14 protein-coding genes are annotated in these 14,331 nt (G+C 69.5%); 5 read left to right on the top strand and 9 right to left on the bottom strand.

From position 1 onward, the window contains the following. Nucleotides 1-10: 10 nt before the first annotated feature. From J3P44_RS15210 to J3P44_RS15195, 4 genes are read right to left on the bottom strand one after another with little or no spacing between them, the layout of a single operon-like run. A complete protein-coding gene (locus J3P44_RS15210; protein ID WP_255891279.1) occupies nucleotides 11-526 on the bottom strand; it encodes a flavin reductase family protein in 516 nt (171 codons plus the stop codon). Nucleotides 527-530: 4 nt separating this feature from the next. Beyond that, the gene (gene macS / locus J3P44_RS15205; RefSeq protein WP_255891626.1) at nucleotides 531-1,685 is read right to left on the bottom strand and encodes a MacS family sensor histidine kinase; all 1,155 of its coding nucleotides are present in this window, start codon (nucleotides 1,683-1,685) and stop codon (nucleotides 531-533) included. Further along, nucleotides 1,682-2,458, bottom strand: coding sequence for a lysophospholipid acyltransferase family protein (locus tag J3P44_RS15200; protein ID WP_255891278.1), 777 nt, complete (start codon nucleotides 2,456-2,458; stop codon nucleotides 1,682-1,684). Before J3P44_RS15200 ends, macS begins: the two co-directional genes overlap by 4 nt. A gap of 9 nt (nucleotides 2,459-2,467) precedes the next feature. Beyond that, a complete protein-coding gene (locus tag J3P44_RS15195) occupies nucleotides 2,468-3,280 on the bottom strand; it encodes an alpha/beta hydrolase (protein WP_255891277.1) in 813 nt (270 codons plus the stop codon). An 84-nt stretch (nucleotides 3,281-3,364) separates the two neighbouring features. On the opposite strand from J3P44_RS15195, the gene J3P44_RS15190 reads away from it, so the two are divergent. Further along, nucleotides 3,365-3,811, top strand: a complete 447-nt coding sequence (locus tag J3P44_RS15190) for a hypothetical protein (protein WP_255891276.1) — start codon at nucleotides 3,365-3,367, stop codon at nucleotides 3,809-3,811. Nucleotides 3,812-3,824: 13 nt separating this feature from the next. On the opposite strand, the gene J3P44_RS15185 is transcribed toward J3P44_RS15190, so the two are convergent. Together J3P44_RS15185 and J3P44_RS15180 are read right to left on the bottom strand one after the other, a co-directional pair. Further along, nucleotides 3,825-5,285, bottom strand: coding sequence for a glycosyltransferase family protein (locus tag J3P44_RS15185; RefSeq protein ID WP_255891275.1), 1,461 nt, complete (start codon nucleotides 5,283-5,285; stop codon nucleotides 3,825-3,827). A gap of 63 nt (nucleotides 5,286-5,348) precedes the next feature. Beyond that, on the bottom strand, nucleotides 5,349-6,695 hold the full coding sequence (locus J3P44_RS15180; RefSeq protein ID WP_255891274.1) for a hypothetical protein: 1,347 nt from the start codon (nucleotides 6,693-6,695) through the stop codon (nucleotides 5,349-5,351). A 243-nt stretch (nucleotides 6,696-6,938) separates the two neighbouring features. Between J3P44_RS15180 and J3P44_RS15175 the strand changes: the two genes are divergently transcribed. Then, entirely contained in the window at nucleotides 6,939-8,180 is a 1,242-nt protein-coding gene (locus tag J3P44_RS15175) for an ornithine cyclodeaminase family domain (RefSeq protein WP_255891273.1), read from the top strand. 92 nt (nucleotides 8,181-8,272) lie between these two features. Then, nucleotides 8,273-9,670 (top strand): hypothetical protein, encoded by a 1,398-nt coding sequence (locus J3P44_RS15170; RefSeq protein WP_255891272.1) that lies wholly within the window; start codon nucleotides 8,273-8,275, stop codon nucleotides 9,668-9,670. Nucleotides 9,671-9,780: 110 nt separating this feature from the next. Here J3P44_RS15170 and J3P44_RS15165 read toward each other — a convergent pair whose 3' ends face one another. The 3 genes from J3P44_RS15165 to J3P44_RS15155 are packed head-to-tail and all read right to left on the bottom strand — an operon-like array spanning nucleotide 9,781 to nucleotide 11,842. Next, a complete protein-coding gene (locus J3P44_RS15165) occupies nucleotides 9,781-10,179 on the bottom strand; it encodes a hypothetical protein (protein WP_255891271.1) in 399 nt (132 codons plus the stop codon). Next, nucleotides 10,176-11,390, bottom strand: a complete 1,215-nt coding sequence (locus J3P44_RS15160; RefSeq protein WP_255891270.1) for an ArsA family ATPase — start codon at nucleotides 11,388-11,390, stop codon at nucleotides 10,176-10,178. The genes J3P44_RS15165 and J3P44_RS15160 overlap by 4 nt, the downstream gene beginning before the upstream one ends. 14 nt (nucleotides 11,391-11,404) lie before the next feature. After that, nucleotides 11,405-11,842, bottom strand: coding sequence for an SRPBCC family protein (locus tag J3P44_RS15155; RefSeq protein WP_255891269.1), 438 nt, complete (start codon nucleotides 11,840-11,842; stop codon nucleotides 11,405-11,407). Nucleotides 11,843-11,938: 96 nt separating this feature from the next. Here J3P44_RS15155 and J3P44_RS15150 point away from each other — a divergent pair, with 96 nt between their 5' ends. Beyond that, nucleotides 11,939-13,735: an AMP-dependent synthetase/ligase gene (locus J3P44_RS15150; protein WP_255891268.1), complete on the top strand. Its 1,797-nt coding sequence runs from the start codon at nucleotides 11,939-11,941 to the stop codon at nucleotides 13,733-13,735. Between the two features lie 187 nt (nucleotides 13,736-13,922). Then, nucleotides 13,923-14,330, top strand: coding sequence for a TadE/TadG family type IV pilus assembly protein (locus tag J3P44_RS15145; protein WP_255891267.1), 408 nt, complete (start codon nucleotides 13,923-13,925; stop codon nucleotides 14,328-14,330). The last annotated feature ends 1 nt before the right edge of the window (nucleotide 14,331 follow it).

The following is a 14,331-nucleotide window of genomic DNA, read 5'->3' as shown; positions in this document are numbered from 1 at the left end:
GCCTAGACCGCTACCCGCCCGGAGGCAGGTAGCGACCGCGCCGATGGACCAGCGGGGCCGGATCCTCACCCACCACGACCTCCTCCAGGACGCAGGTGACCAGGGCCGACCAGCCGACCTCGACCGCGGACTCGACGCTGACCGACGCCCAGGTCGTGGCGTGCGCGAGCCGAGGTCCGTGGTCGGTCGCCACCCACTCCGACAGCCGCCACGGGCCGCCGGGCGCCGGCGCGCCGGCGAAGACGTCGGCAAGGTCGCGGTCCTCCCACGCCAGCAGCTGCACGACGCCGCGGCCCGTGGCCAGGAGTACGTCGGTCAGGTCGGCGTCCGGGTCCAGCAGCGCGAGCACCCGGCCGGGCTCGCCGCCGGCGACCATCCACGACGACACCGTGAGCCCGGCCCGGTCGCCGGTCGAGAAGCCGGCCGTCCACAGCGAGACGGTGCCGCCGACCCGCCCCCGGAGGCGGCGTACGGGATCGCGGTCCCCCTCGGGCTCGAGGAACGGGTGGCTGGTGTGGATGGTCACCCGGTCACGCTAGCGGCACCGTGAGCTCCCACTCGGTGCCCCACGACCCGCTCTCCATCGTGGCCGTGCCACCGAGCTCCTCGATGCGCCCGCGGATCGAGGACACGACACCCAGGCGTCCCTCCGCCTCGGCCTGCTCCAGCCGCCCGGACGCGATGCCCGGTCCGTCGTCCCGCACCGAGATGGTGATCGCGTCGGGCGCTGCCTGGGCCAGCACCCAGGCGCTCGCCTCGGGGCCGACGTGGGCGAGCACGTTGTCGAGACAGGCGCGCACCGCGGCCACCGTCTCTGTCGCCACATGCGCGTCGACCAGGAGTGCGCCTCCCGGCGTCGCGACGTCGACGCGCACGGGATGGGCGGTGGCCATCGCCTCCAGTGCCCCGGCGAGGTCCACCCGTCCCTCGGCCGCGGTGGGCAGGGTGTCCTGCTGCCGGATCAGCGAGCGCAGGCTGCGTTCCTGCTCGCCTGCGAGCCTGCCCAGATCCGCCCACTCGCCCCCCGCGGCCGCTCCTCGGCGCTGGGTCATGGTCAGCACCTGGAGGACGCCGTCGTGCACGGCCCGGGCCAGCCTGGTCCGCTCCTCGGCCGCGGCGGCCGCGCGCTCGGCTGCGTCGCGCTCGCGGGCCATCCGCTGCAGCGACTCGCACATGTAGCCGACGATCGGTCCCCCGATCAGCACCAGGAAGACGTTGCCGTAGTTGCCCTGGTCGAGATCGGAGCGCGGCAGCAGGTCCGTCACCGACAGCGCGATCGCAGCGACGAGGCCGCCCTTCCAGTGCCAGTGGATCGCCCAGGCCAGCAACGCGCCCATCACCCAGAACCCCGGGATCGTGGCGTTGAAGTCGGGGGTCTTCACCAGCGGTGTCAGGGCCATCGCGGCCACCGCGATCGCGAGGTCGGCGACCAGCAGGAGGCTCGTACGCCTCGCGCGGTCGTGGTAGAGCCAGATCGCGGCCGCCGTCCAGGCGACGAGGGCCAGGACGACGGCCAGGCCGAGCGTCGGGTGCTGGAAGGTGTCGCGCCGATAGGCGTTGAGCCCGACCATGTTGATGGTCACCACGACCCGCACGATGGCGAGCGCCGAGTAGAGCCGGTCCTCGACGGCGAGCGCGGAGTCCGTCCGCGGCGCGGCGGTCCGGGGGTGGGCGTGCGCGCTCAGGACGCCTTCTGCTCCGGCCCGTCGCCGGCCTTGTCCTGCTCGGCCTGCTCGGCGGCGGCCTGCTTGGCCTGCTCGGCGGCGGCCTGCTTGGCCTTCTCCTTGTCGAGCTCCTTGGCCTTGCTGGCGTAGAGGTCGACGTACTCCTGGCCGGACAGGCGCATGATCTCGTACATGATCTCGTCGGTGATCGACCGCAGGATGTAGCGGTCGTTCTCCATGCCGGCGTAGCGCGAGAAGTCGAGCGGCTTGCCGAAGCGCACGGTCGGGCGCGTCCACGAGCCGTAGACCTTGCCGGCCGGGGCGACCACGTCCGTGCCGACGACGGCGCACGGGATGACCGGGGCGCCGGTCTCGAGGGCCAGCCGGGCGACCCCGGTCTTGCCGCGGTAGAGCTTGCCGTCGTGCGAGCGGGTGCCTTCGGGATAGATCCCGAACAGGTCACCCTCGGCGAGGATCTTCATCGCCGACTTCATCGCGCCCTCGGCCGCGTTGGCGCCCGAGCGGTCGATCGGCACCTGGCCCGCCCCCGAGAAGAACTTCTTCTGGAACCAGCCCTTGATGCCGGGAGTCGTGAAGTACTCGGCCTTCGCGACGAAGGTGACGCGGCGGTTCAGCGTCAGGGGCATGAACAGCCAGTCGGCGTAGGACAGGTGGTTGCTGGCGAGGATCGCGGGCCCCTCCTCCGGCACGTGCTCCACCCCGTAGGCCTTGGGCCGGAAGACGAGTCGCAGAACAGGCCCGAGGGCGATCCACTTCAGGAACCAATAGAGCACGCCCCGACCCTATCCCTGCTGACGCTGGGTGACCCGCTCGATGAACTCCGCCGACTCCGCGAAGATCCGCGGTGCGTCGTTGTCGAGGGTGGCGACGTGGTAGCTGTCCGCCAGCACCCGCTCCTCGAAGTCCTTGGACGACAGGCCGGCGTTGAGGGCGCGTGAGCTGGAGATGTCGACGACGTGGTCCTCGGCGGAGCGGAAGAACAGCACCGGGATGGTGACCTTGGGCAGGTCGCGGCGTAGGTCGGCGTAGCCGGCGAACATCGACGCCGCGGCCTTGAGCGGGGTGGTCGGGTAGCCGTGCTCGTCGGCGCCCGGCTTCTTGATGTCGTTGGCGATGCCCGGGAAGCCCGGCACCACGAGCTTGAGCAGCGGCAGCAGCTTGACGTCCTTGCGGAGGGTGTCGACCGCGGCGTTCACCACGCAGACGCCGGCCAGTCCGTCGCCCTTGTCCGCAGCCAGCCGCAGGCACAGCGCGCCGCCCATGGAGAGACCCACCGCCACCACCTGGTCGTTCTCGGAGGCGAGCTTCTCGTAAGCCCCCTCCACCGTCGCCACCCAGTCGGCCCAGGTGACCTTGTTGAGGTCGCGCCAGTGGGTGCCGTGGCCGGGCAGCAACGGCATCTCGACGGCGTACCCACGGGCAGCAAGGTCCTCGGCCCACGGACGCATCGACACCGGGTTGCCGGTGAACCCGTGCTGGACGAGCACCCCGATGCGGCGACCGCCGGTGAGCTCGGGCCGGGCCGGCGTGGACATGGGCGCGACGAGGGCGGGGTCGAGTGCTGCGCCAGGAGCGCCGCGGAACGGGAACTTCACAGCGCACAGTGTGCACCACTTCCACTGCCCGTCCAGGCGTGAGCCCAGCGAGTCTCGGAACCACGTCCCGGGTACCGTGATGACGTGACGACGCCTGGCGACGAGAGCCGCACCGAGCTGGCGTGGCGCGAGATCGTGGAGCACTACGGTGAGCGCCCGTCCCTGGACGAGGAGGACCCGTCCGGGGAAGACCGTCGGCGGGCGCAGCTCGACGAGGCCAGCACGCCCGAGCCTGTCGCCGACGACATCGACGAGACCGAGGAGCCCGCGGACGAGGTCCCTGCCGTCGAACGTTTCGAGCCCCCCGCCCCACCGCCGTTCCCCCACCCACGGACCTGGCAGCGCGGCCTCGCCTGGGCCGGCATCTTCGTCCCGCCCGTCCTCGCGCTGCTCATCGGACTGCTCTCCGTCTACGTGCCCTCGCTGGTCGGCTGGACACTGGTCGTGTGGTTCGTCGGGGGCTTCCTCTACCTCGTCCGCGAGATGCCGCGGGCTCCGCGAGACCCGTGGGACGACGGCTCCCGCATCTGACCCCGGCGGATGGCTAGCTCCGCCTGACGTAGAGCGTCAGAGCGCCGTGCGTGCTCACCTGCTCGAAGTGCTCACGCACCGTCTGGTTGTGCTCGGTGAAGCCCTTCGGCGCGAACGGAAAGAGTCGATCTCCCACCTCGGGGTCAAAGGTCGCAAGGATCAAGGCATCTGCGCTGCGGATGTCGTCCGACAGTCCCGAACGATCGCGCTCGGCGACACCGGCGGCCAGCTCCAAGTAGTAGCTGGGGAACCGGTAGTCCTCGGACAGCAGGTAGTAGATAGGAAAGGAGTTGAACGACGTTCGCCCCATCTGATCGGTACCGACGAACAGGTCAGATCCAGGCGGCACGACGTCGCGCACGTCGTCGAGGAGAGCCTGGGTGGCCTCCGCTCGATCTGCCCGAACCGTGATCGTCCGCGAGCCACTCGCGATCGACTGTGTCTCGAAGCGAGTCGACGCGGTGACCACCCACCCGACCAGGAACAACGCCGGCACCGTGAGGAGGATGGCGAGAGCAGAGGCCACGAGCCGCACGTGCAGCCGGTCCGTCCAGCGACGCGCGAGGTCCATTCCGGCCGCGAAGGCAAGGGGATAGATGACCACGGCCGCGAACCCGAAGTGGTAGACATCGATTCGCTGCAGGGCTTGCGGCAGCACTGCCAGGCACACAAGGACCCACGCCCAGTCCTCTCGAGTCCGGCACATGAACGCGCGGGCCGCGATGCCTGCCAGCGCGGTCGAGCCGACGGCAAGGCCCAGGTAGACGTGAACCGGCACCGAGCTGGCTTCCAGTTGGAAGTTGACTCCCATGCGTCCACTGACGTTGTCCCACGCAGCTCCACCCACGTCGAGCAGGTGCAGAGCAGTCGGCATGAACCCTGCAAGGCCGCCCATGACCACGAACGGCGCTCGGGGGTGTCGCCAGATGAAGGGCAGCAGTGCCAACCCGACGACGAGAGTCATCTCGTAGCGCCATCCCACTGACAGCCCCGCCAGCAGGCCTCCCACCATCCAGGACAGCCGACCGGCCTCCGAGCGTACGAGGACGAGTGACCACACGGCCAGCGCGAGACCTCCCAGCCACGCGAAGGCAGTGAGGTCGGTGGGCATCAGGACGATGCAGAGCAGCCCGGAACCGATCGCGATCCGATCGCCGAAGCGACGGGTGAGCGCCCAGACTCCCACCACGACCGCTACCTGGTAGAGGAGGCCGGCCAGGCGCTCGCTCGTCAGGGTGTAGCCGAGGACTCGGTACCACACGCCGAGGAAGTCATAGCCCAAGCGGGCGTATGCCGTGTAGAAGTCCACGTTTGGAGTCGCGCCGCGACTCACCACATCCGGGTAGTCGAGCACGATGATCTCGTCGAGAGTGGCGACAGGCCGTCGGAAGGCGGGAATGGCGTGAGCTCCAGTTGCCAGCACAAGCAGGAGTGCGGCCGCCCAGTCGAGCCGGGAACCAGTGAGCGAGCGCACGGCCGCAACTGTAGGGTCACGCGTCCTCGAGGAACCCGACGACACGACGCAGGTGACGTCCGGCTAGCGATCGGGTGACGTGAGAAGGACCCGATCCTGGCCTTCCTGCACGATGGACCAGCCCAGGCTCATCAACCCCAACCGCAACGGCGACGAGTCGTCCAACAGGGCGTAGTCGGCACCGGATCGTTGGACGAACTCGTCCCATCCTGGCTCGCCTAGGCGGGCCTTGAACCAGCTCTCGAGCCACTCGACCGAGTACTGATCAGTCAGTCCGTCCCCGACGATCCTCAGGTCCGGGTACTTCCACGCGAGGTAGCCGCCGTCGCCCAGCTCGTTGATCAGCACGGCGTCGTCCGGAATCACGGACAGCTGACTGTCGTACGACGTCGGGAAGTAGTCGTCCGGCGCCGCCGCGGAGCTCGGCACCATGAGCGCAAGGGCTACGAGTGCCGCGAGCGCGCTGCCGTAGACGACCACGCGTTCAGTCGCGAGAGGCACGAACGCCTGGGTCTTCGGCCACCACGTGTTGATCGCGCGGGCGAAGAACGGCGCCAGCAGGATCGCACCCAAGGGGATGGTTCGTCCTCCGTAGAGCGCGAGGAAGATGCCGAGACCGACCAGCATGACCGATAGCCAGGATCCGTTTCCTCGACGGGCCCATGTCAGGCAGACGACGAATCCCATCAGCAATGCCGCTGCGTAAGGCGGAAAGCTCAACGACGTGGGCTCGTACTCCTGGATGTAGTGAGCGATGTCCATGCTCGGCCCTGTGGGATGCGTGAGCAGGTGCACTCCGTTCGGGGTGAGGGCCACTGCTGCGACTGACACGCCGAGAAGCAACACGTGCGGACGCAACGACTTCCTGCCGAGTCGACGGTCCATGACGAGGCCCAACAAGAAGACCAGCTGAAGCCCCGGGGACAGGAACCACAAGCCGTGCGAGCAGGCCCAGACGGCCGTGAGAGCAGCCAGCCACCACCGGGGACGCAAGTCCTCAGCGGTGCGCAGGAGGGCCCCGAGGGTGACCACGAGCAGGATGAAGCTGACGACCTGAGGGCGAGGCGAGAGGCTCCCGATCATGCTGAAGAACGCCAGGCCGGTGGCGACCACCGCGGGACCGAACGGGACGAGTCGTCTGCACAGGCGGAAGCACGCGATGAACAGGACAACCAGAGCCAGACCGAGGAGCCAGGCCACCCCCGGCAGCCCGAACGCATCGTCGAAGAGCGCCATCAGCACTTGGGACAGCCAGTCCCTGGAGCGCCAGTCCTCCGTGCCCAACGGCGACATCGGTCCAGGGTGGCGCACCGAGGTGCCGTCGAGGTAGGCGTGCCCCATCACGAGGTGCCACCAGGTGTCCGGGTTGCCCAGCGGCTGCCGGGCGATGAACACCATCGAGAAGAACATGACGAACAGGGCGATGGTCGCTGCCCCGAACAAGAGCTCGGGAAATGTTGGTCGCCCATCTTTCCCGGAAGCCTTCGGAGTGCGCCTCCGCAAGCCTGCGGACGTGCTGTCCAGCGTCCTCGAGACCATTGGCCAATCCTCCCAACTCTCGCGCCGTTCCATACACATTTCCGTGGAATGCGAGTGGCGCTCATCGAGCGGCGCAGAACTCGTGCGGGCTCCGAGCAAGTACTGTCATTCCTCGTGGGTGCGCGCGAGACGGTCGAGGTCACGGGACACCTGATGGACAGCGGCATCCTGTCACGCATCCTCGACGACATCCGTCACTACGGCGCCGACTACGCCATCGACGAGCTCGACGTCGGCCACGAGGCCGACGACCCCAGCAGCGCCAGGATCACGATCGAGGCCGAGGACGCCGAGTCGCTCCAACGGCTCCTGATGCGCCTCCAGACCCGCGGTGTCAATCAGCTCGACCCGGGCGAGGCAGTGGTCGGCGTCGCCGAGCGGGCAGGAGTCCTGCCCGACGGCTTCTACTCGACGACCAACCTCGAGACGCGGGTGTGCCTCGACGGTCTCTGGTACGACGTGGAGAACCCCGAGATGAACTGCGGACTGGTCGTGGCCGCCGCCCCGGACGGCGGCACCAGGGTGCGCACCGTGCCCCTGTCCGAGGTGGAGGTGGGCATGCGAGTGCTTGTGGGCGCCTCCGGGATCCTGGTGTCCGTCCCGTGCCAGTCGACAGGGGACGGCGCCACCCTCGCGGCGTCCGACGGCGATGCTGTCGAGAAGCCCCAGACCGTGGTCGTTCGCCAGGTCGCCGACGGCATGCGTTGGGCCAAGGCCGACGGCAAGCGTCTGCTCTGGGTCGCCGGACCGGAGGTGGTCCACACCGGTGCGGTGCCCGCGCTGGTCGCGTTGATCGGTGCCGGCTTCGTCGACACCCTCTTCGCGGGCAACGCGCTCGCGACCCATGACATCGAGTCCTCGCTCTACGGATCCACCCTGGGAATCGACCTCAGCAAGGCCCAGGGAGTCGAGCACGGGCACGAGCACCACGTGCGGGCGCTCAACACGGTGCGCAAGTCGGGCTCCATCGCGCGGGCCGTCGCCGAAGGGGCCGTGACCAGCGGGATCATGCACGGCCTCGTCACGCACGACAAGCAGTACGTCCTGGTCGGCTCGGTCCGCGACGACGGCCCGCTGCCGGACGTCTACACCGACGTCGTCGACGGGCAGCGGGCGATGCGTGCCGAGATCCACGACATCGGCTACTGCGTGATGCTGGCGACCCAGCTCTACTCGGTGGCCACCGCCAACATTTTGCCGGCCAGGGTGCCGCTCGTGTGCGTCGACATCGACCCGCGCACGGTCACCAAGATCGCCGATCGCGGCTCCAACCCGGGGCGCGGGATCGTCGCCGACGTCGGCCTGTTCCTCGAGCAGCTGGCCTTGGAGCTCGTGCCGGACTATCGCCGGGCCTGACGGTTCTCCCGCGAGAACCGGCCAGACTGACTAGCCTCGCTGGGGCGATCGTCCGGGCCCGCCAGCGCCCGCGCCAGGAACCGGGACAAGGAATGAGCAGCGAAGTCGACAAGGCCGCGTCGTCCGACGTGACGACAGAGCCAGCACACCGAGCGACGGTGTTGTTCGTCCGCATGTGGGCGATCGCGCACATCCTCCATCTCCTGATCGCGGAGCGGAACGCGCTGAACACGCCTTGGAACATCGCCGTGGTCGCGCTCGCGATCGCGGTGCTGCTGCGCCCGGAGGCCGGCCCCCTGTTCGCCATTCTCCTCGTGGCGCAGGTGATCGAGCACACCGTCGAGATGCCGTTCAGCCCCGACCACTGGGCGCTGGTCGCACTGGTCAACCTGGCCATCCTGCTGACGATGCTCGTGGGACGCTCCACGTCGCTCGAGACGATCGCCAAGGCGTTCCCCACGGCCAGGACCCTCCTGCTCATTGCCTACGCCGCCGCGGCCCTGTCGAAGTGGAACACCACGTTCCTCGATCCGGTGACGAGCTGCGCCAACGCGATCGCCGGGCTCGTCACCTTCGGTCTGGCCGGGCCGCTGGCGGAGAGTCACGTCGTCAACTACGGCGCGCTCGCGACCGAGAGCCTGATCTTCCTGCTCCTCGTGATCCCCCGCACCCGGACCTGGGGCGTCCTGCTCGGCCTTGCCTTCCACTTCAGCCTCAGCGCCAGTCCGATCATCGTCGTCGGTGACTACACCTCGACCGTCTACGCGCTCTTCTTCCTGTTCCTCCGACCGGAGGTCATCGGCCGGGTCCTGGACCGTACGTCCTCGTGGGCGGGTCGCTCGGCCGTCGTGCGGGACGCACGACGACGCCCCCCGGTCACCGCCGTCCTCGCGTTCGTGGTCCTCGGGTTCGGGGGCCACGTCCTCGGCCCGGTGCCCCTGGCCACGCTGTACGTCCTCGAGCAGTTCTACTTCGTCCCCGTCCTGCTGGCGACCGCCCTCGCTGTCCGCGAGCAACGGGCCGACGGGTCGGGACGTCGGCTTCGCCTGGGGCGGATCCAGCTCCTGCACGTGCCCGTCCTGCTGCTCGCCCTGGTCTGGGTCCTCAACCCCTACCTCGGTCTGCGCACCACAGGGACCAACACGATGTTCTCCAACCTCCGCACGGAGTCTCCCGACCCCAACCACCTGTTCATGCCGTCCTGGCGGGTGACGGACTGGCAGGACGACATGGTGACCCTCGTCTCCTCCACCGACCCCGAGCTCCAGGCTGGGGCGGACAACGACCTCGCTGTCCCGCTCGTCGCACTGCGCAGGATCGCGATGGACCGTCCGGGGCTCGAGGTCACCGGAGTCCTGCACGGCGAGACCGTCACCTTCGGTTCCGAGAAGGCGCAGACGGAGCTGGAGCCGCTCCCCGCATGGCAGTACCGGCTATTCCTGCTGCGGCCCGTCTCGACGACTGACGCGCCGTTTTGCCCCCAGGGGTGACGAGACGAGCGGCGCAGCGCCGACCATGCCTGCCCGGGGTCCCAGCTGGACGGCGACCAGGTGCGGGACGACTCAGTGGACGGCACCGACGAGGGTGCGTTGCCCGTGGCTCACTCGTCCTCGGGCCACTCGGCGCCCAGATCGATGTGCTCGACGTCGCCACCGTCTCGAGGCCGGTCCGGGGCGCGAGGGTCAGGCGTCGACATGACCGCGGCAGCGACCTGCGCGAGCGACGTCATCGCCGCGGCCAGGTGGGACGTCACCTCGGGACTCAGCTGCCGGACCGCATGGACGGCGCGGCAGACCGGGCAGACGGTGCACTCGGCCGACCCCGTCGCGAGGTGCTCGTTGAGGTCGTGCGCGGACGCGGCGGCGTGGCCCGCCCAGCCTGAGAACGCATCGCCCGTCTCCTCCGCGTGCTCGCGGGCCCAGCCGGAGAGGGCACCCAGGAGCTTGGCGGCCTCCTCACCGAGCGACCCGACGTCGTGGGCGTCACCCGCGTCGCTCACATGGTCTCCTCGGCTGCTGGACGGACGGTCGATGGGGCGGGGTCGGTCGCGGGATCGCTGAACCTGACCTGCAGCTCCCCGCCGTGCACGCGGGCACCCGCCACGCGGTGCCGCGCCAACCCGGAGGGCAGCGTCAGGAGACGACGATACGACGCGACCGACACGACGAGCTCGTCACCCTTGCGGGCAAGGCGTACGTCGTCCTGGTCGGCCAACGGCAGCGGAAGCGTGAGGACCAGTCCGCTCGCCATCGGCCGGACGCTCATCGGGGGGCGCGCAGAGCCGCCGGCGAGCGGATCGGCCTCGCCGTACACCGCGTGCGCGAGATCGAGCAGCTCATCCCGTCCCACCGGTTCGGAGGCGCGGTAGACGGAGGTCCGGAGGTCCAGGCCGGCGAACGAGTCGGCGGCGTCGGCCAGGATCCGCCGCTGCGCCTCCACCCACGTCGTACGCCAGGTGTCGGCGCCGCCGGCGGGGAAGACGCGGTTCACGATCGCCGCGTCCACGGTGTAGCCGAACAGCGTCAGGAACGTGTAGGCCCGCCGGGCCTCGGCCAGCACGACGGACTCGGGAGTGAGGACGAGCCGGACCGACGTGTCGGGTCCGGTCAGCACGGTCCGTACGTCGTCGAGCTCGGCGTGGAGCCGCTCGATCGCGTCGAAGACGGAGTCGTCGGGCATCGGCACCCCCGCCGCGCGAGTCAGCACCGGCTTGAGGGCCTTGACCACGCGTCGCTCGACGGGCAGCACGCGGGTCATGTACCAGCCCAGCGCCTCGGGGAGGGCGAGCAGCCGCAGGGTCTCCGCGGTGGGCGCGCAGTCCACCACCAGCACGTCCCACTCCCCCGACCGGGCCTGGGCGCGGACCTCCAGGAGGGCGAGCACCTCCTCGGCACCGGGGATCACGGTGAGCTCCTCGGCGGCGACCGGGTCCACGCCGGCCACGTCGAGCACGCTCATCAGGTAGCCCTGGATGTCGCGCCAGGACCGCTCGAACCGCTCCTGGGCGTCCACGTGCTGGAGCCAGAGGTTCGGCGCCACCTCGCCCGGCTCACCGCTGGCCGGCACGTCCAGCGCATCCGCCAGCGAGTGGGCGGCGTCGGTCGACAGGACCAGCGTCCGATGCCCGGCTGCGGCGCTGGCACACGCCGTGGCGGCGGCGAGGGTGGACTTCCCGACCCCGCCCTTGCCGGTGAAGAGGAGGATCCGCATCCCGGACCCGCGCGTCAGAGCGACTCGACGCGCTTCTTGAGGCCCTTCAGCGCGGTGTCGATGAGGATCTTCTCGCCCTTGCGCTTGAGCATGCCGATGAGCGGGATGCTGACGTCGAGAGCGAGGCGGTAGGTGACATCGGTGCTGCCGTCACCCCTGTCGCGCAGCGTGTAGGCGCCGTCGAGGGCCTTGAGCATGTTGCCCTCGACGAGGGTCCAGGTCACCTCGCGGTCGTCGTCCCAGACGTAGGCCAGGGTGTACTCGTCCTTGATCGGCGAGACGTCGAGCGAGAAGTAGACCTGCTCGGCGCGACCGCCGACCGCCTCCGCGGTGACTTCGGCGGTCTTCACGCCCTTGGCCCAGGCGGGGTAGGACTCGAAGTCCGCGATGACGGCCATGACGTCGGCCGGCGGGGCGTCGATCGTGATCGACGAGGAGGTCTGTTCGGCCATGGCCGGAGCCTAGCCGACCGCCCCGGGCGGCTGAGGGGTACCGGCTCGGGCGATAACCTGCGCTTCGCAGTCGACCGCAACCCAGGAGGTCCCCTCGTGCGTGAGTTCTCCGCGCCGCTCTCGATCGCCATCCCGACGACCGGGAACCTCACGGACGACGTCGTCGCCAACGCCCGCGAAGCGGGCTCGACGGCGGTCTTCAGCCGCCGCACCGGCGACGGATGGGTCCACGTGACGGCATCGGAGTTCCACGAGGAGGTGCGCGCGGTCGCCAAGGGCCTGATCGCCGCCGGCGTCGAGGTGGGCGACCGCGTCGCCCTGCTGTCCAAGACCCGCTACGAGTGGACGCTCTTCGACTACGCCATCTGGTTCGCCGGGGCCGTGACCGTCCCGATCTACGAGACCTCGTCGGCCGAGCAGATCGGCTGGATCCTCCACGACTCCGCGGCCCGCGCCGTCGTGGCAGAGGGCCCCGACCACCTGGCCCGGGTCCGGGAGGCACGCCAGTCGGACGACCTGGCCGAGCTGCAGCACGTGTGGTCGATCCAGGACAACGCCGTCGACGTGCTCGGCCGCCTCGGCTCCGACATCTCCGACGACGTGCTGGAGCAGCGGCGTACGTCGGCGACGCCCCTCGACCTGGCGACCTTGATCTACACCAGCGGCACCACGGGCAAGCCCAAGGGCTGCATGCTCACCCACGGCAACTTCATGTTCGAGCTGGGCGTGGCGGTCGACGAGCTCGGTGAGCTCTTCGACACCGACGACGCGTCGACGCTGCTCTTCCTGCCCCTGGCCCACGTCTTCGCCCGGATCATCCAGGTCGGCTGCGTCAAGAGCCGCGCCCGGATGGGCCACAGCGCCGACATCAAGAACCTCGTTGCGGACCTGGGCGAGTTCCAGCCGACCTTCATCCTCGCCGTGCCCCGGGTGTTCGAGAAGGTCTTCAACACCGCCTCCCAGCGTGCGACGGCCGACGGTCGCGGCAGGGTCTTCGACCGCGCGGCCGACGTCGCGATCGCCTGGTCGCGTGCCCTGGACGGCACGAAGGTCCCCGTCCGACTGCGCGCGCAGCACGCGCTCTTCGACAGGCTCGTCTACGGCAAGCTCCGGCAGGCGCTCGGCGGGAGCTGCTCGTACGCCATCTCCGGTGGCGCGCCGCTGGGTGACCGCCTCGGCCACTTCTACCGCGGCGTCGGCCTCACCGTGCTCGAGGGCTACGGCCTCACCGAGACCACGGCGGCCCTGACCGCGAACCTCCCGGACGCGCAGAAGGTCGGCACCGTGGGACGCCCCATCCCCGGCACGAGCGTGCGGGTGGGGGACGACGGCGAGCTGCTCTTCAAGGGAGGGCAGGTCTTCGCAGGCTACTGGGGCGATGAGGCCGCGACCGGCGAGGTCCTGGACCGTGACGGCTGGTTCCACACCGGCGACGTCGGCGAGGTCGACGACGAGGGCTTCGTGCGGATCACCGGCCGCAAGAAGGAGATCCTGGTGACGGCCGGGGGCAAGAACGTGGCGCCGGCGGTGCTCGAGGACCGCCTCCGGGCGCACGCCCTGGTCGACCAGTGCCTCGTCGTCGGCGACGGGCAGCCGTTCATCGGCGCCCTTGTCACCATCGACCGCGAGACCTTCCCCGCGTGGGCGGAGCAGCACGGCAAGTCCGGTCGCGTGACCGACCTCCTCGAGGACGAGGACCTCGTGGCGGCGGTGCAGGACGCGGTCGACGAGGCCAACAAGGCCGTCTCCAAGGCCGAGGCGATCCGCAAGTTCACCATCCTGCCTGCCGAGTGGACCGAGGAAGGCGGCCAGCTCACGCCGAGCCTCAAGCTCAAGCGCAACGTGGTGGTCCGCGAGGCGCGAGCCGAGATCGAGGCGCTCTACCTCGGCTGAGCAGGCCTCAACACTGCCCTGACGCTCCCCGGGCTAGACAACGACGCCGTCTGACCGGTTATTTCATTCAAGGTCACCCCTATGTTTGGGGGCGTTCGCCCGGTTCAGCCCCCGCCCGCGTCACCCCGTGCCTAAGTTCATGTAATTCAGGACTCGGGTTCCAGGGGTCTGGCGAGAGGGGTCTCGCGTGTTGCGTTCACGCACGCATGACGAGCGGGGAGCCGCGGCGGTCGAGTTCGCCTTGGTCTCGATGGTGCTGATGACCCTCATCCTGATGATCATCCAGATGAGTCTCTGGATGTGGGCGTACCAAGTGGCTTCTCACGCTGCGCGTGAAGGTGCCCGCGCGGCTGCCGTCAACCCGTGCACCACCGCCGCGACGACGAGAGCTGTGAATCGCGTCGGGGGCGCTGGAACAAGCATTACGGCAGTATTCGACCCCGTCGTACCGACGACAGCAAAAGTCGGCGACGACGTCACCGTTCGGGTACGACTGACGGCGCGTGCCATCGCTCCGGGACTCCTGCCTTCCCTTCCTCAGATCACCAAGCGGGCCACAGCCCGCATCGAGAACATTCCGGCAGGGGGGTGCTGAC

The sequence above is a fragment of the Nocardioides astragali genome (assembly GCF_024436375.1).
GTDB lineage: Bacteria > Actinomycetota > Actinomycetes > Propionibacteriales > Nocardioidaceae > Nocardioides > Nocardioides astragali.
The sequence above is the reverse complement of the archived record's forward strand: the minus strand, read 5'-3'. Positions and strand labels throughout refer to the sequence as shown.

Coding starts and splice junctions, on each gene's coding strand:
- J3P44_RS15180 (WP_255891274.1), bottom strand. CDS start 6,695: ATGTTCTTCTCGATGGTGTTCATCGCCCGGCAGCCGCTGGGCAACCCG.
- J3P44_RS15170 (WP_255891272.1), top strand. CDS start 8,273: ATGAGCAGCGAAGTCGACAAGGCCGCGTCGTCCGACGTGACGACAGAG.
- J3P44_RS15160 (WP_255891270.1), bottom strand. CDS start 11,390: ATGCGGATCCTCCTCTTCACCGGCAAGGGCGGGGTCGGGAAGTCCACC.
- J3P44_RS15155 (WP_255891269.1), bottom strand. CDS start 11,842: ATGGCCGAACAGACCTCCTCGTCGATCACGATCGACGCCCCGCCGGCC.